Here is a 17224-nt window from a genome sequence, read left to right on the forward strand (position 1 = left end):
CGCGACCCCGGGAGCGTATCACGGCGCTAGAAGCGGCCGCCAAAGCTCACTGTCGCGCCGCGCCCCTGGATCTGGAGCCCGGTCGTTGCCGGCGCCGGAGTGGGGCGCGAGCGAGTCATCAGCATCAGCGCGCCGGCGCCCACTCCGACGATGCCGAGCCCGAAGGTGACGCCCGAGAGCGCCGAGTAGGTCTCGCCGTTCTGCTGCGTTCCTTTCAAGGTGTCCGGGCAGGTCCGACCGATGCACTTCTGGTCGAGCTCGTCCTCTGCGTTCGCGCGCAGAGAGTAGAACACCGCCGACAGCGCCAGGCTGGCGACCCCGAGCCCGCCGACGATCCACGGCGCCGCCGAAGACGACGAGGCCGGCGGCGCGTCGGCCACGGGGCTCGGCGCGCGCGGCTCGAGGTCCGGCTTCGGCTCGGGCTCCTGCGCCTTGGGAGGGGGCACGGGCGCGCCGAGCTCTTCGGGCACGTCGAGCACCACTCGCACCGCGTCGCCCTCGGCGATGGTCAGCGTGCGCTTGAACGACCTGCCCTGCTCGAGGATCCCAGTGAGCACGTGAGGCCCCGGATCCAGGGCGATCGGCTGTCCAAGCTGCGTGTCACCGAGCGCCACGCCGTCCAGCTCGATCTTGATGGCCTCGGCGCCCTTGCCGCGCACGATGGTGAGCTTGGGGATGCGCGCCTCGAGCGCCTCACGCGCCTTCTTGACCTCCTCGACCAGGGTGCGCTCCTTGGCGCCCGCTTGCTCGGCCTCGTACTCCGCGATGCGATAGCCGCCGAGGGCCTCGTTGAAGCGGCCCAGGTGCTCCTTGCAGCGCGCCAGGTGAAAGCGCACCTGTGGCGTGGCCTTGATGCGCGCGACGTCTTCGAACGTGGCCAGCGCGCCCGCCCAGTCCCCGGCCGCTTCCTGGGTCAACCCCTGGGCGTAGAGCTTGCGAGCCCTCACCAGATCGGCGTCCGATTGAGCCAGAGCGGTGCCCGCCCACGCCAACACCAACAGGGCGAGCAGCCGGGCTCGGGCGCTCCTAGAACGCGGAAAACGCACGCCGAGATGGAAGCGCGCCGGCGGGCCCTCGGCAAGGGAGTTTCACCCGCGCGGCGGTCCGGGCTACGCTAAGGGGGTCGCATGAGCCAAAAGGTCACCACCGCGTTCGAGCCGCTCTTGGCTCAGCTCGCCGAGTTCCGCGCCAAGTGGCCCAAGCGGGGCTGGAGCTGGGATGGCCGGCTCTCCTGCGTCGCCTCCGCCTTCTCCACCGAGCTGGTCGAAGAGGCGAACGCGGCTCTGGCCATTACGTTTCCCGGCCGCTGGAACCACAAGACACTGTCCACTGCCCCACCGCTGGTGCAACAGATCGCCGAGCGCAGCGGTGGGGTCCGCGCGGATCAGTGGATCTTTTCAACGAATCCGAGCGGAGGCGCCATCATCTATGGCCTGTGGTGGCCGTGGGGCGACGACACGACCATCACGCTGCGGATCGGCTTGCCGAGCCCAAATCCCAGCGTCGAGGATCAGCTGCGGGAAGTATTCGGGGCCAGCCCCTACTGAAGCTGAGCGCTGCGTCGGCGGCTTCGCACCCGGGCGTGGCACGCGCATTGCTCGGAAAGCCGCGTGGTGGGACTATTCACGCGGAGACCCGGGATGAGCGTCAACGACGCCGAGGCATTCGAGACCACACTCCTCGACGAGAGTGGTCCGCGCACCACAGCCAAGTCTCCCCGCTCCGACCTCGGCCGCTGGGTGGGGCAGCGTTTCGATCACTTCGACGTCGAAAAGCCGCTCGGCAGCGGCGGCATGGGTGCGGTCTACGTCGGACTCGACCGCTCCCTCGATCGCCGGGTCGCCATCAAGGTCCTTCCCCACGGCCTTGCGGAGAGCGGCGAGCTGCAGGAGCGCTTCCTGCGCGAGGCTCGCGCCCAAGCGAAGCTCAACTCGCCGCACGTCGCTCACATCTATTACATCGGCAGGACCCCGGCCGCGGACGAGGGGGGCAAGCCCTCGCTGTTCTTCGCCATGGAGCTGGTGGACGGCGGCGACCTGGAGAGGCTGGTCGAGAAGGCCGAGCGCTTGGATCCGGAGCGTGCGCGGCGCTTGATGCTCGAGGTGGCCAAGGGGCTCCGCGACGCGCAGGCCGCCGGCATCATCCACCGCGACATCAAGCCCAGCAACCTGCTGCTCGACAAGCACGGCAGCTTGAAGATCGCCGACTTCGGCGTGGCCAAGCCGGTCGGCGGCACGGACTCCAAGATCACGCGGGACGGCGCCGTGGTCGGCAGCCCGCTCTACATGGCGCCGGAGCAGGCCAAAGGCGACGAGATCGACCACCGCGCGGACATGTACTCGGTAGGGTGCACCTTCTTCCATCTGCTCGCGGGCGCACCGCCGTTCGACGCCAAGACGCCGGTCGCCGTCATCAGCAAGCACCTGACGGAGGCGCCGCCGATGCTCGCCAGCGCCGCGCCGGAGGTCCCGAAGCGCTTGGCGAGCATCGTCGAGCGCCTGATGGCGAAGGAGCCCTCCGGCCGCTTCGCGAGCTACGACGACCTGATCGCGGAGCTCGAAGCCGCAGCCCCCGAGAAGGTGCGCCACGGTGGGTTCTGGGTGCGCGGCGCCGCCGTCGGCATCGACGTCGCGCTCGCGAGCCTGGTCATCGGCTTTCTCGGGCTGCCCGGCCTCTTCGTTCACCTCGCGTACGTCAGCGTCGCGCACGCCACGCGCGGGCAGACCCTCGGCAAGCTCTTGATGAACCTCCGGGTGCGGAGCACCGACGGGAGCTCGCTCGGTTTCGGCCGCTCCCTCGCGCGCACCGTCGCCAGCATGTGGCTGCCGTTCTTCGCGGGACTGGTGATCCTCTTGACCGAGGGCCGGGGAGGGCTGCAGCTCGCGATCCGGCAGATCCAGCTCACCGACGTGGACGCCTTCAAGGGGCTGGTCCTGGCGGTCGCTCTGGGCAACGTCCTGCTCAGCCTGCTCTACGCAGCAGGCCTCGCCCTCGCCGCCTTCCACCCCGAAAAACGTGCGGCCCACGACCTATTGGTGGGGTCCGAGGTGGTTTACCGCTTGAAGTGACGCTCGGCTCCGTTGGACCCACATGCGCCCCGGATAGGCGCACCGGGGCGGTTGCCCATGACCCCCGTCGGGTGTAGACCGCGCCCGGTTTTCCTTTCTCGCCGGGGTTCGCTATCCTGGTTGCTCGGGTTTCTTATCTGGAGGAGACAGCCGTGTCTTTCGCTGATCGCCTGAAGGGTTTGTTCGTGGCGGCCTTTGCGGTCGCAATTCCCCTCACCCTGGCGCCCGCCTGCGGCGGCGACGACGGCGGGGGCTCGAGCTCCGGTGGCTCCGGCAACGTGGGCAACACCGGCGGCGTCGGTGGCGGCCTCGGAGGCTCCGGCGGCACCGGCAATACTACCGGCGTCTGCCTGCTGAACAACTGCAACTCGGACGCGGAGTGCGACGGCTGCACCTCCGGCCGGAACAAGTGCAAGGTCAGCGAGCACCGCTGCGTGGCCTGCGACCCGACCACCGGGGAAGGCTGTCCCCCCGGGCAGGTGTGCAGCTCGTTCGGCACCTGCGCCCCGTCCGGCCAGACCTGCCCCACGAACACCAACGGCGAGCCGACCATCACCTGCCAGTCCAACGCGGACTGCGCGGCCTGCGACCCGATGCACCAGATCTGCGACCCCGCGAAGGGCCAGTGCGTTGCCTGCACGGAGGGCAACACCAGCCAGTGCTCGCAGTCCGACATCTGCGTCGACAACAAGTGCTCGCACAAGTGCCCGGATAGCTGCACCACGGACAACGACTGCTTCCGTTGCGAGTACGGCGAGGCGCCCAACCTGAAGAAGGCCAAGGCCTGCTTCAACCACAAGTGCGCCGAGTGCTCCGACACCTACGCCTGCCCGTCGGGCAAGCTCTGCCAGAAGGGGCAGTGCATCCAGCCCTGCGGCATCCCCGGTCAGGCCGCCGGCACCTGCAACACCAAGAGCGACTGCGCGGGCTGCGGCGATCCGACCAACGCCACGGCGCCGAAGTGGGACTGCAAGTTCCCGATCAACGGCGGCCTGCACGGCGTGTGCGCAGCCCCGGCGACCGGCTGCTCGGACTTGGGCCAGGGCGCCGTGCTGCCCCCGCCCTACGACAAGGTGACGAACCTCTGCTCGGGCGACGCGGACTGCGCCAATGTGGGCATCAAGTACAACGTGGGCGAGCTGATCCGCGATCTGGTCGGCGGCCCCGAGATCGACGTCGGCATCAAGAAGATCAAGATCCAGGACGCCACGGTCGACTACGGCATGAGCAAGTGCGCGAGCCTCGAGCTCGTGAACAACGTGAAGTGCGGCGTGTGCGTCCCCTGCAAGGTGGACTCCGACTGCAAGAAGATCGACATCAGCAAGCTGGTGTTCGACCTGTTCAAGGGCGACCCCTTGGCCCAGATCGCGGGTGGCCTGCTGCTCGAGCTCTTGTTCGGCTCGGAGAGCGACAAGAGCCTGCACTTCCAGTGCCTGAACATCGCCGCGGGCTACGGCGTCTGCGCGCCCTGCTCGAACCCGCTGAAGCCTTGCGGACAGAGCTCGAGCGGCGGCACCGGCAACTGCGATCACGACGTGTGCACGACCGGCGGACCGCTGAAGGAGAGCTGCAACACCTGCGCCGCCGAGGTCTGCAAGAACGACTCATACTGCTGCACCACGGCCTGGGACGACATCTGCAAGAAGGCGGTGGAGAAGTACTGCCCGAACGGCTGCAGCGGCGGCAGCACCACGACCTGCGACCACACTCCCTGCACCGAAGGCAAGGCGCTGAGCCCGACGTGCAGCGCCTGCACGAAGGCCGTCTGCGACAAGGACGCCTTCTGCTGCAACACCAAGTGGGACGCTCAGTGCGTGACCGAGGCCCAGGGCGAGACGGCTTGCGCCACCGCCTGCGGGACCGGCTGCGCTCACAGCGAGTGCACGACGGGCGGGCCGCTCACCAAGACCTGCTCGACCTGCGCCACCAACGTGTGCAACGCCGACGCTTTCTGCTGCAACACCTCGTGGGACAGCCTGTGCGTGACCAAGGCGAAGACCACGACGGGCTGCACCTGTCCGTGATCTGAGAGATGGTGCTCGGTCCGCGGACGCGAGTCTGTCTCGCGAGGCACTTCTCGCTCCGCGGATTGCCTACGCGTCTCGCCACTCTGCCGTTCTGTCTAAACAACCGGCGCCGGCCCGGGCCGGTTTCTCACTCGCCTCTCTTTGGCCGATCGTGATCTGATCGTACCAAGACTGGTGAAGTAGTGGCGGGCTCGGCCTCCGGCCTCGAGGCGCTCTGACGGCATCTGGTCTGTGCGCTCCTCGGATCCCCCACGCGTCTCAGGATCTTGTTCGCTCCGCGGATCTTCCCCACCCGTCTCGCCACTCTGCCGTTCGGTCCAAACAACCGGCAGATCCTGTTCGCTCCGCGGACTCCCCACACGTCTCGCCACTCTGCCGTTCAGCCAAAACAGCCGGCGCCGGCCCGGGCCGGTTTCTCACTCTCCTCTCTTTGGCGGATCGTGATCTGATCGTGCCAAGACTCGTGAAGTAGTGGCGGGCTCGGCCTCCGGCCTCGAGGCGCTCTGAAAGCATTTGTCCGGCCCCGCGGCGCTCTGAAAGCGTCTGGTCTGTCCGGCCTCGGGCCTCCGGGCGCTCTGACAGCATCTGCTCTGTCCGGCCTCGGGGCGCTCTGACTGCATCCGCTGCGCAGGCCCGCGGCTCCGCCCAAATCAGTCGTGCTATCCTCTCGGAACCGGTTGGAGGCTCCAATGAAGTCCTTTCTTGCCACGCTCCTGGCCCTCGGACTCGCGCTCGCGCTCGCGCTGCCCGCCTGCGGCGGCGGCAAGGGAGGAGGAGGCGGGCCGCCCGGCATCGGCGGCAGCGGCGGAGGCAGCGGCGACAGCGGTCTCGGCGGAGCCGCGGGCGGCGGCACCGGCTCCGGGCTGTGCCTCTTGAACAACTGCCACTCGGACCAGGAGTGCGAAGGCTGCAACTACGGGCGGACGATCTGCGACGTGGCCCAGACCCGCTGCATCGCCTGTGACGCCAAGACTCCGTGCAAGCCCGGTGAAGTGTGTACGTCCTTCGGCACCTGCGCCCCGAAGGAGCTCACCTGCCCCACGAACGCCGGCACGCCCACCATCTCCTGCTCGAAGGACGCGGATTGCGCCGCTTGCGACCCGATGCACCAGGTCTGCGACACGGCGCAGAGCAAGTGCGTGGCCTGCGTCACCGGCAACACCGCGTCCTGCACCGGAAACCAGACCTGCGGGAGCACGGGCGCGTGCGAGAACAAGTGCCCGACCAACTGCACCGCCGACACGGACTGCGACAAATGCGAGTCCGGGGGCATGCAGGCCAAGGCCTGCAACAACCACGTGTGCGCGGAGTGCTCACCGACCAAGCCCTGCGTCCCCGGAATGGAGTGCTCCGGCGGCAAGTGCATCAAGCCCTGCGGCTCGGCCGGTGGTGAAGGCGCCGACTGCAAGCAAGACGCGGAGTGCTACGGCTGCGGCAACACCAGCTCCACCGAGACCTGGAAGTGCAAGTTCCCGATCAACGGCGGCACCCACGGCACTTGCACGCACCCGGCCACGGGCTGCACCGATCTGCTCTCCGCCGGCGCGGTGCTTCCCCCACCCTTCGACGGCGCCACCAACACCTGCTCCAGCGACGCGAACTGCGCGGGCGTCAGCATGGACGTGAACGTGGGCAAGATCATCCGTGACCTGGTCGGCGGAGGGGAGATCAACCTCGGCATCAAGAAGATCAAGATCCAGGACTCGATCCTGAAGTTCCCGATGAAGGCCTGCGCCAGCATCGAGATCATCGACGGCAAGAAGTGCGGCATTTGCGTGCCTTGCAACGACGACGGCGACTGCAAGCCCATCGAGCTGGACCCGCTGATCGGTGACCTGTTCAAGGGCGACCCGCTGATGCAGATGGCCGCCGCGTTCCTCATGGATCTCCTGTTCGGCAAGGACAAGAAGCACCAGATCCACATGCAGTGCCAGGAGGTCGCCGGCGACTACGGCGTGTGCCTGCCCTGCGCGAACCCGCTCGACGGCTGCGGCGCGGGCAGCGGCAGCGGCCCGACCAGCGGCAACTGCGGGCACGACAAGTGCACGCCCGGCGCCGCCCTCGACCCGAAGTGTGGCGTGTGCGAGGCGGCCGTGTGCCTGGTGGACCCGTTCTGCTGCACTTTGGGCTGGGACGAGCTCTGCGTGGCGGCCGTTGGAGAGATCTGCGGCACGCCCTGCGCCAAGGACCCGAGCTGCGCGGCGCACACGCCGTGCGAGACCGGAGGCGCCATGAAGGACACCTGCAGCAACTGCACCCTCGCGGTCTGCGACGCGGACCCCTCGTGCTGCAACCTGAGCGGCGGATCTTGGGCTCAAAAGTGCGTCGACCTCGTGCTCAACGACGTCACGATCAAGCCGCTGTGCGGCGGAGCCTGCGGCAAGACGCCGTGCGGCACCCATAGCGAGTGTGTGACCGGCGTGGCGCTCAGCGAGACCTGCTCGGACTGCACCAAGGCCGTCTGCGCCAAGGACAAGTTCTGCTGCGACTCGCAGGCCGGCAAGTGGGATCTGATCTGCGTCAGCGAGGCGAACAAGGAACCTTTGTGCCCGCCTTGCCCGAAGAACTGAACCTCGGACGTCGAGCGCCGCCGGTGTCGCCACGAGTGGCACAGCGCGGCACACCGCCCTCGGTGATCTCCCGAGATTCTCGGGTGGCGGCGCTGGAACGCGGGTTGCAGGAGCGCCCCGCATGAACTGGACCCAGGTCACCGGCGCCGCCCTGCTCTCGACCCTGCTGCTCGCCTGCGGAGGCTCCACGGACAGCGACGGCTCGAGCACCGGTGGGAATGCCGGCAGCGGCGGCTCGAGCGCCGGTAGCGGCGGTAGCAGCGGCTCGAGCGGCGGCGGCACGGGTGGCGGCGGCGGCACCGGTGGCGATTGCGAGAGCTTCGTGCCGTGCTGCGACGCCCAAGGCAGCCCGGTGACGCCGATCTGCCCGACGCCCGGCAACCCACAGTGCCCGCCCGGCTCGTCGTGGCCCAAGACCGGGATCTGCGAGCCGACCGGCGACGAGTGTACCCCCACGAAGGCCTGCGCCGCCGACGAGTGGTGCGACTACCCGGACAACCTCTGCGGCGCTGGCGTAGCAGGGAAGTGCGTGAAGCGCCCGCAGGGCTGCGACCTGCTCTATGCGCCGGTGTGCACCTGCGAGGGCAAGCAGGCGGGCAACGAGTGCGCGGGGCAGTCCGGAGGCTGGGACGTGGCAGCCAAGGGTGGCTGCGCGCCGCCTCAGGACATGTTCGCCTGCGGCCAGCTCTTCTGCATGACCGGCAAGCAGTACTGCGAGGTCGTGACGTCGGACGTCGGTGGCTACCCGGACTCCTTCGCGTGCAAGGAGCTGCCGAGCGCCTGCGGCTCCGCACCGAGCTGCGCGTGCCTGAAGGACCAGATGTGCGGCGATCTGTGCAAGACCGACGCTGGCGGGAACTTCGTGCTCACCTGCCCGGGCGGGTGATCAGAACCGGCCGAGCACGCCGCCACCCGCGAAACCGGGGGCCCAGAGCGGCGCCGCGGAGATCTCCATGCTCGGCGCCCCGGGCGTGGGTCCGGTCGGCTGACCGGGGACGGCATCGTCCGCCGGTGGCAACGGAGCCTTCGCCGGATCGAACGCGTAGAGCATGAAGCCGAGGGTGCCGAGGCCCGCGCCTACGCTGGCCGAGATCACGGCAGCCATGCGGAAATCGTCGCGACTCTGCCGGAGATCGTCGTACCGGGAGAGGCTGCCCGGGCTCTGGTTCCCCTGCTCGCGCGTGGCGTTCAGGATGTCCTCCGCCTCGCTCTGCTTGTTCAGCGCGACGAAGCCCAGCACCCCACCCGCGAGGATCCCGCCGGCGCCGACGCCCATCAGCACCCAGGAGGCCGTGCGCTGGCCGGTGCTCTCGAGCGACGCACTCAACGTGCGCTTCTCGCCGCGCTTCAGCGTCACGCGCTCCGAGAAGGGCCTCTTGCCGTTCAGCGTCACGCTCACGAAGTGCTTGCCCGAGGGCACGGGCAACGGCGGCAGCGGAGTCACGCCCTGCAAGCGCCCGTCGATGGCCACCTCCGCGCCGTCCGGGGCCTGGATGACCAAGAGCGCAGGGCGCTCCTCGAGCGGGATGTCCAGGGGCGGCGTGCCGCTGGTCGCGTCGACGGTGATTTCGCGCTCGTAAGTCTCGTAGCCGGGCGCGCTGAGCACGACCTTGTGCTTGCCCGGTTGGACCTCCTGAATGAAGGGGTGACTGACCGCGCGGCCGTCGAAGGTCACCTTCACGCCGGGTGTGGGCGACGAGATCATGACGCGGGGCTTGCTGGGTGCCGCGGGCGTCGCGGGTGCCACCTTCTCGCCAGCCGCCGAGGCCAGAGGACGCAGCCGCGAGAGCGCGTCGGCCGCCTCGGCGGCGCGCTTTCCCTGCGGCTCCTTGGCCAGGTATTCCTCGTAGTAGTGGATGGCGTCCCGCAGCCGCTCCGGGTTGTTGCGGGCGGCGTGCTCCATGCGGTGGGCCTGCCCGAGCGAGAACAGGAGGCCCGGCCGGTTCGAGCGCTTGTACGCTTCCTCGAAGGCCTGCGCGGCGTCCACGAAGCGTCCGGCCTGGTAGGCCTTCGCGCCGATCTCGAAGTAGGTGCGCGCTTCGTCGGCGGCCCAACCCGGCTGGCTCGCGAGCAGCGAGGCGACGAGCAAGAGCGCCGAGACCCCGTGCCTCATTTTCTCACCGGAACGCCGTAGAAGAGCTGAGTGCCGGACAGGTAGCCCATGGCCACGTCGGGGATCCCGTCCCCGTCGAAGTCGCCGGCGACCGGGTTGATCGGGAAGTCGAAGCCAGGCGCAGTGGCGGGCTCGGCGCCGAAGAACGGCTGGTCCAGGGTCACCAGGTTGGTCAGCTTCTTCGCCGCCAGATCCAGGTCGGCGACGAACGTGCCTTGGGGCGCGAAGTACGCCAGCTCGAGCTCGGGATCCTTGTCCGCGTCGAGCAGCGTGAAGGTCACTGGGTTCACGTCCGAGGGGAGCGCGATGTCGAGCGCGGAGCCGGCGTCCAGCTTGCCGTCCGGGAACACGAGCAGGCGCGAGGTCAGGGTCTGCTGCTCGCCCTCACCGGTCGCGACGAAGGTCATCACGACCAGGTCCTGCCCACCCGTGGCGTCCACGTTGCCCACCTCGACCCGGCCGAGCCGCCCCTCCGCCTCCTCCACATCCTCTCCGGTCAAGTAGGCTCGACACAAGGAGCGCGGGAGCGGGTGGTTGGTGAGCTTGAGCTCCGGAAAGTCGATGGGAGGATCGAGCGAGAACGAGTCGACCCCTTCGTTGGAGCTCGCGCGCGCCACCACGATGCGCGCGCCCTGGGCATTCGCACCGGCGGCCTCGCCGATCACCAAGAGCTCGTCCCTGCCGTCGGCGTCGAGGTCCATCCTCACCAGCGAGGCCGAACAAGGCGCGACGTCCGAGCCCGCGCCGAGCGTGAGCACCTTGGTCGTGCCCGTGCTGAGCGCGGCGGTCCCGGTCGAGGGCACCAGCCACAAGCGAGTCTCCCCGCCGAGGGTCACCGCCAGCGCCGCGATGTCCAGGTGGTCGTCGCTGGTGAACTGGCCGACGCCCACCGCGACCGGGAGATCCGGCTCGCCGCCCGAGTCGGTCAGCTGGAACGGCGACTGGAGCTGGCGGTTGCTCGCGCCGGCGAACAGCGCGACGGCGCGCGCTCCGAACTGATCAGTGCTCAGGACGCCGATATCGGACATCTTGTCGAAGCCCTGAACGGCCAGGTTTCCGGTGAGGATGCCCTCCACCCAGCCGAGCTCGCCCATGCGGACCGGCGGCTCGGGTGCGCCTTGCAGCTTGCCGAACAGGACCGAGAGCACGTCGCCGTCGGATGGGTCCGGCACCACACCCACGTCACCGCCCTTCGTCGCCGTTCCGCCAACGCCGATGATGCCGCCCTGGCTCTCGGCGATGGCGACGTCCCGGACCAGATCGCCGTCGAAATCTCCGGAAGCGAGCGTCGTCGGCAGGCCCACCGTCGGAACGACGAACAGGTTCGTCACGTTGGAGCCGGTGCCGTTGAAGAAGAACACCGAGCGAACCTGCCCCGAGATCGCGACCACGTCGGGGAGCCCGTTGCCGTTGAAGTCCTCGACGCGCGCGGCGATCAGGCCGCCCAGCAGGATCGGATACGCGTCGTAGCAGGCCTTGCTCAGCTGGTTGCACCCCGGCACGCTCATCACGAAGGCGTGGGGCAGCACCAGATCGGCGCGACCGTCGCCGTTGATGTCGCCAGCGGCGAGCGGCATGTTCGGCAGGAGCAGCGTGGTCAGCGCCGCCTTGCCGTCCGTCGCACCCGGCACGGCGGGCGAGGTGCTGTTGAACGTTCCGTCTCCCGCGCCATAGGCCACGAGCGCCAGCGCCTCGGCGCCTTCACCAGGGGGCCCAGGCAGCGCGCCGCCGATCAGGAGATCGAGGTGCCCATCCCCGTCGAAGTCGGCGAGCAAGACTCCTCCACCCACCGTGGTAGCGCCGGGCAGCGTGACCGGCGGCAGCGCCGCGAAGTCGTCGTTCCACGAGACGCCACCCTGCTTGCAGGGCGAAAACACGTAGACCTGGCTACCCAGGAAGGGCGCCAGCACCATCTCGTCGCACGGCGAGGCTGCACCCTCGTCCACGTTCCCCACCGGAACTCCGCCGATGAGGGTCGCGGAGTCGAAGGGCATCGTCGCGATGTTCGGGTTCAGCTCTTGGGACAAGGCGTCGACGATCTTGTCGCCCGCCAGCACGACGATGTCGTCGAACAGGTAGTTGCGGATCTCCAGCGCGGTCTTCGGATCGTTCTCGCCCTTCGAGACGTCCGGAAGCTTGCCTTCGAGGACCACGAAGCGGGACTCGCCTTGCTCGATGGGAATTGGCGCGTATGCGACGGGGCGCAGCGTCTTCTGGGGCGAGCCGAGCAGTACGCCGATGGCGAAGTCGCTGATGTGGACGATGTCGGCGTTCGCCTCCTTCGTGAGCTGCCCGGTCGCGGGCCGCGCGCCACGCGTCTGGAAGCGCGCGACGTCGCTCAGGCCGCTGCCGCCGAAGCGGACCACGAGCTCTCCGGACGCCGAGATCGTGACCAGATCGGCCGGCGCTGCGCCGTTGACCTCCGCCACGCCGAGATCGATCTGGTTGTCCGCCGGCAGGTAGTCGCCCAGTTGAAACGAGCCGGTGGGCTCACGGCACACCTGGTCCGCGCCGCAGCGCCAGCCCGAGGTGCAGTCCGCGTCGGTCTTGCACTCGAAGCGACACTGGAACGACTCTCCGGGCTGGATGCAGCCGCCGCCGCTCTGATCGCAGTCTTCACCCGCCTCCAGAACGCCGTTGCCGCAGGTGCCGGCGTCGATGTCAGCGAGGTCGGTGCAGCCGCCCAGAAGGCCCGACGCGGCGAAGAGAGCCACTAGCATTCGACGAGGCTTCATCATCAGTACTCCAGCGCTCCGGTCCCGGGCGCCGCCTTGCCCGCGCCGCCGCCCTTCTTCTTGAGCTTGACCGAGGTCGACACGTCGGCGACAGGCTTGACCTTGACCTTCTCCGGAAGGTAGCCGTCGGCCTTGATCGTGAGCACGAGCTCCCCGTCGCCGCGCTCGAGGCGGATCTCGTCGCTGGGGCTCGTGCCGAGCTTCTCGTCGCCGAGATAGACGTCGACCTGCTTGGGCTCGGAGGTCAGCGTGAGCAGTACCGGGCCGGAGACGACGGGCGACGCCGTCACCGACGCGGGAGGCGCCGCGGTCTCCGAGGCGGGCGGCGTCGCGGTCACGCTCGGGAGCAGCGCCGTCGCGGTGGCAACGGTCGGCTCCGAGGACTTTCTCGACACCGCGAGGGCGATGCCGCCGCCGACCAAGGCGACGAGCGCGACCACCCCGATGGCGACCAGCGGCGTCTTGCTCTTGGTCGAGGTGGTGGAGAGCGCCGAGAGCGTCGTCGGCCCCGTGTCCGCTATGGCGGTGCTGGCGTGGGCGAGCCCTTTGCCGTCCAGCGTCCCGGAGCCGAGCAGCGCTGCCGGGGTTCCGATGGGCAGCGTCCCCACCGCGTGCCCCGCGCTGCGCGCCGCAGCCGCCAGCCCTTCGACCGCGGCGCCGCACGACTCCGGACGATCGCCTGGGGCCTTGGCCAACATCTGCAAGATGGCCGCGTCCAGCTGCGGCGCCAGCCCGGGCGCCGCCTGGGACGGAACCGGCGGGGCCGCGCTGACGTGGGCGAACATGATCTGCATGAACGACTCGCCGCCAAACGGCAGCGCGCCGGTCAGCGCCTGGAACGCCAGCACGCCGAAGGAGTAGACGTCCGTCTTGTGGTCCACCTTGTCGCCCCGGCACTGCTCCGGCGACATGTAATAGGGCGTGCCCATCGGCACGCCGGTGCGCGTCTTGTGTCCGCCGGTGGCGCCTCCCATCAGCTTGGCGATGCCGAAGTCCAGGAGCTTGGGCATCAAGCGCTGCTCTTCGTCGGCCACCAGGAACACGTTCTCCGGCTTCAGGTCGCGGTGCACGATCCCGGCGGCGTGCGCCGCGTCGAGGGCGCGGGCGATCCCGCGAAGGATGGGCACGGCCTCCTCGACCGGGATGCGCCCGCGCTGGCGGATGTAGTCCTCCAACGTCGACCCGCTCAAGAGCTCCATCACGAAGTACTGGCGGCCGTCGGAAAGCGATCCGAAGCCGAAGATGTCGACGATGTTCCTGCTGCGGATCTGGTTGACGGCGCGGGCCTCGGCGACGAAGCGCGAGACCATCTGGGGGTCGCCGGAGAGCCTGCGGGAGAGGATCTTGATCGCGACCTGCTTGCCGATCAGCGGCTGGATGGCGCGGTAGACGGCGCCGAAGCCGCCTTCGCCGAGCTTCGCCTCGATCTTGTACTCACCGATCATCTCCCCCGGCAGCACCTCGCGATCCATCGCGGCGATGGCGGCGTCCGGCACCAGGGCCTCACCGTCCGCTTCGCAGCTCAGCGTCTCGTCCGGGTACCGGGTGTAACACTTGGGGCAGGTCGCCATCCAGAGGCCCTCACGCTCGGCGAAAGCCTACTCCGACCGCCTGCCGCTGGCCACGATCGTCGGCTTCAGTCCAGGCGGACGGGCAGCGCCATGGCCTCCGCCGCACGCTGCTTGTCGTAGAGGTAGGCGTAGGCGGCCCGGCTGGCGAGCACGCGCTTGGTGTAACGGCGCGTCTCGGTGATCGGGATCAGCTCCACCCAGACGTCGAAGTCGGCCCGCGGGCGCTCGCGAATCCAGCGCCGCGGACGGTTCGGCCCGGCGTTGTAGCCGGGGATGGCCAGGAGCGGGTTCTGGGCGAAGGTCTTCTCGAGATCCGCGAGGCCCCGCGCGCCGAGCGCGATGTTGACGCTGGGTTGCTTCAAGCTCGCGGCGTCGTACGGCAGCCCCACCGGCTTCGCGAGCATCTTCGCGGTGGGCACGATGAGCTGCATCAGCCCGTGAGCGTCGGCTGGGCTGACGGCGTTCGGATCGAACGCGCTCTCCTCGCGCATGACGGCGTAGACCAGCGACTCGTCCACGGAGCTCTTCTTGGTCTCCTGCTGCACGATGACGCGGTAAGGCCTCGGGTAGGCCAGCTGCCAGGCCTTGATCCAGTCGCCGGCGGGCCAGCGCCCGAGCCAGTCCGTCAGCATGCCGCGGGCGATGACGTGGGCGTCCCGCGCGGAGCCCGCTCGGGAGTACAGGAGCGAGAGCCCCCAGAGCAAGCGAGGCGTCGCGCCGGGCTTCGCGATGCCGAGGGCCTCGACCTCGCGCCGTGCCATTTCGAGCTCGCCTTGCCGGAGCAGCTCCATCGCGCGCAAGAACCCGGGGGAGTCGAACTCCGGCTGGTGCTCGAAGCTGAAGGGCTGAGTGGCGGCCTTCTTCTCGGCCTCTTCCAGCACCTTTCTGGCGCGGAAGGGGTCCTTCTCGACCAGACGCGCCCAGGCGTGCAGCATGTAATAGGACAGCGGCAGGTCGCGCACGATGGACTCGAGCTCGGCATAGCCGCGCTCGGCGTCGCCGTTCTCGATGAAGGCCCGTGCCAGGAAGTAGCGCTCCCGCCCGCTGTGCTCCGTGCCCCGAGCGCTGTCGTTCTTGGCGATGGTGCTCGCCACCTTCTCCAACACGTTGGCGGCGCCGGGCCAGTCGCTCTTCTCGATGCGGCGCAACGCCAGGCGGAAGACCGCGTCGAGCACGACGTCCCCCTCCGGGTAGTCGTCCATGATGGTGGACAGCAGCTCGGTGAAGCGCGCCTCGATCCCCAGCTCGAAGTAGCCGAGCGCGGCTCCCATGCGCGCGTCGTCGGCCAAGCGGTGCTTGGGCAAGAGCTTCTCCAGCTCGGAGTAGCGCTGCACGGCCTGCATGTGGCGACCGTCCGCCGCGGCCTGCTTGCCCGCCAGAAAGAGCGCGCGCGCCAGCAGATCGTCATCGCTCTTGCAGTTCTCCACCACGTCGTCGAACGCACCTGCCGCCCGCGCGGCCTCGCGCTTGAGCGCGATGGCCTTGGCGCGCCAGAACGAAGCCTCGCAGCCGACGCTGCCCCAGCGCGCGGCCCTGTCGAGCGAGCCGATGAGGGCATCGGCGGCCTTCTCCGCGTCCGCCTCGAGCTTCGCCTCGACCAGCGCGCGCACGCGGATCAGCTCCTCCTCCGGCGTGGGCCGAGCGAGGCGGCGGCGCTCCGCCGCGGGCAGCGCATCGAGCGCTCGCTTCTCGACCTTGCGCGCGCGGTCGAGCGCCGGCAGCCTGCCGGCGTTCTCGGCGACCGCGCGGCGCGCGAGGCCGAGCGCCTCGCGCTGGTCCGAGAGCGCGTCCGCGGCCGCCTTGCCCGAGGACCGATCGAGCAGAAGACCCGCCAGGCGCAGGGCGAGGTCGGTGGACTCGGCGGGCCTCTGACCGATGTGGGCGCGCCAGGCGTCGATGGCGAGGTCGGGCTTGCCAGCCTTGAGCGCAGCCTCGGCCAAGAGCAGCCGCGCGTCGCTGGCGATCGGCGGCTCCTTGGGAGCGCGCTCCAGCCAGCCGATCGCCTGCTCGGTCTTGCCCGCGCGCAGCATCACCCGCCCAGCGGCCAGCGTCGCGTAGCCAGACAGAGGCCAGCGCTCCGCGGCGGCGAGCTGGTAGGAGGCGGTCGCTCCGGCCAGATCGCCGGAGAGCTCGCGCAGGCGGCCGAGCAACATCTGGAAGCGCGCGACGTTCTTCGGCGTCGACTCGACCTTGCCCATCTGCGCCTCGACCTCGCGGGCCGCGGCGGCGTAGTTGCCGGCGTCCACCTGCTTCTGCGCGCGCGCGAGCACCGGCTCGGCGAGCAGCGGCTGGAACTCCTCGATCGAGATCTCGTCCTTGATCACGACCGGCGTCGCCTTCGAGAGCGCCACGCCGGCGTCGCTGCCGATCGGGGTCTGCACGCCGTGCGAGCCCACTGGCGCCTGCTGTGCCGAACACGCGGCGAGCGACAGCGCAATCAGCGAGAGTGTCACCGAGGGCTCGCGCCACCGCGCCCAGCGCTCGCTGCTGCGCCCTGCTCCCTTGGGGGTTCTCGTCGAGGAGAGCGCTGGGCGATCACTCCCACCTGACGGCGAGGATGCGCCGGTCTCGCCGGAATTCTCGTAAGTCCGGGTCTCGGTGGCGGATCGCGATCTGCCCATGCCGAGACAGCGGAGGTCGAGTCCGAACCTCACGCGCGCCTCCGAGCGGACCAACCGTCCTGGATCGCGTCTTCGGCTTCGTTCTCTCGCTCCCGCTCGCGCTCCGCGCTCCAGCGCTCGTGGTGCCGTTCGACCGCCTTGGCGTCGGCTTCGGCGCGGGCGAGCTCCGCGCGCGCGCTCTGCTCGACCGCAGCCGCCCGTCGGGTGACCTCGCTCTGCTCCAACTCGCGCTCGGTGAGCCGCGCCAGGCGCGCCTGCTCGGCCTGCTCGAACGCTGCCTGGGCCTGGAGGTCCACGGCCCGCGCCGCGCCCTCCTCCACCCGCGAACGCTCCGCGTCGCGCTGCGCGCGCGCCCTCGCCTCCTCTTCCCGACGCAGGCGGCGTGCCCGCTCCTCCTCGCGCCGCGCCTCGCTGGTGGCGTTCGCCCGCTCGGCCACCTCGCGCACGTGCCCGTCCACGGCGCTCCGGCGCACGCTCTCCAAGGCCGTGAGGGGGTAGCGCCGCTTCACGGAACGACCC

At 69.6% G+C, this 17224-nt stretch carries 11 protein-coding genes; 5 read left to right on the forward strand and 6 right to left on the reverse strand.

Annotated features, from left to right (window positions below):
• Nucleotides 1-26: 26 nt before the first annotated feature.
• Nucleotides 27-947 carry a hypothetical protein gene (locus HS104_28465; GenBank protein MBE7483886.1) on the reverse strand — a complete coding sequence of 307 codons (921 nt, stop codon included), beginning with the start codon at nucleotides 945-947 and terminating at the stop codon, nucleotides 27-29.
• A 180-nt stretch (nucleotides 948-1127) separates the two neighbouring features.
• Here HS104_28465 and HS104_28470 point away from each other — a divergent pair, with 180 nt between their 5' ends.
• The 5 genes from HS104_28470 to HS104_28490 all read left to right on the forward strand — a co-directional run bounded on the left by HS104_28470 (nucleotide 1128) and on the right by HS104_28490 (nucleotide 8551).
• The gene (locus tag HS104_28470) at nucleotides 1128-1547 is read left to right on the forward strand and encodes a hypothetical protein (GenBank protein MBE7483887.1); all 420 of its coding nucleotides are present in this window, start codon (nucleotides 1128-1130) and stop codon (nucleotides 1545-1547) included.
• A gap of 93 nt (nucleotides 1548-1640) precedes the next feature.
• Nucleotides 1641-3068 (forward strand): protein kinase, encoded by a 1428-nt coding sequence (locus tag HS104_28475; GenBank protein MBE7483888.1) that lies wholly within the window; start codon nucleotides 1641-1643, stop codon nucleotides 3066-3068.
• A 152-nt stretch (nucleotides 3069-3220) separates the two neighbouring features.
• Complete coding sequence (locus tag HS104_28480) at nucleotides 3221-5092, forward strand: hypothetical protein (GenBank protein MBE7483889.1); 1872 nt, start codon at nucleotides 3221-3223, stop codon at nucleotides 5090-5092.
• Nucleotides 5093-5784: 692 nt separating this feature from the next.
• Nucleotides 5785-7665: a hypothetical protein gene (locus tag HS104_28485; protein MBE7483890.1), complete on the forward strand. Its 1881-nt coding sequence runs from the start codon at nucleotides 5785-5787 to the stop codon at nucleotides 7663-7665.
• 121 nt (nucleotides 7666-7786) lie between these two features.
• Nucleotides 7787-8551 (forward strand): hypothetical protein, encoded by a 765-nt coding sequence (locus HS104_28490; GenBank protein ID MBE7483891.1) that lies wholly within the window; start codon nucleotides 7787-7789, stop codon nucleotides 8549-8551.
• Here the strand turns inward: HS104_28490 and HS104_28495 are convergent, their stop codons facing one another.
• The 5 genes from HS104_28495 to HS104_28515 form a co-directional block, all read right to left on the reverse strand.
• Nucleotides 8552-9778 (reverse strand): PEGA domain-containing protein, encoded by a 1227-nt coding sequence (locus HS104_28495; GenBank protein MBE7483892.1) that lies wholly within the window; start codon nucleotides 9776-9778, stop codon nucleotides 8552-8554.
• Entirely contained in the window at nucleotides 9775-12513 is a 2739-nt protein-coding gene (locus HS104_28500; GenBank protein MBE7483893.1) for a VCBS repeat-containing protein, read from the reverse strand. The genes HS104_28495 and HS104_28500 overlap by 4 nt, the downstream gene beginning before the upstream one ends.
• A 2-nt stretch (nucleotides 12514-12515) precedes the next feature.
• Entirely contained in the window at nucleotides 12516-14084 is a 1569-nt protein-coding gene (locus HS104_28505) for a protein kinase (protein ID MBE7483894.1), read from the reverse strand.
• Between the two features lie 65 nt (nucleotides 14085-14149).
• Nucleotides 14150-16465 (reverse strand): transglycosylase SLT domain-containing protein, encoded by a 2316-nt coding sequence (locus HS104_28510; GenBank protein MBE7483895.1) that lies wholly within the window; start codon nucleotides 16463-16465, stop codon nucleotides 14150-14152.
• A 269-nt stretch (nucleotides 16466-16734) separates the two neighbouring features.
• Nucleotides 16735-17214, reverse strand: coding sequence for a hypothetical protein (locus HS104_28515; GenBank protein ID MBE7483896.1), 480 nt, complete (start codon nucleotides 17212-17214; stop codon nucleotides 16735-16737).
• Between the last annotated feature and the right edge of the window lie 10 nt (nucleotides 17215-17224).

The organism is Polyangiaceae bacterium (assembly GCA_015075635.1).
Taxonomy (GTDB): Bacteria; Myxococcota_A; Polyangia; order Polyangiales; family Polyangiaceae; genus JADJKB01.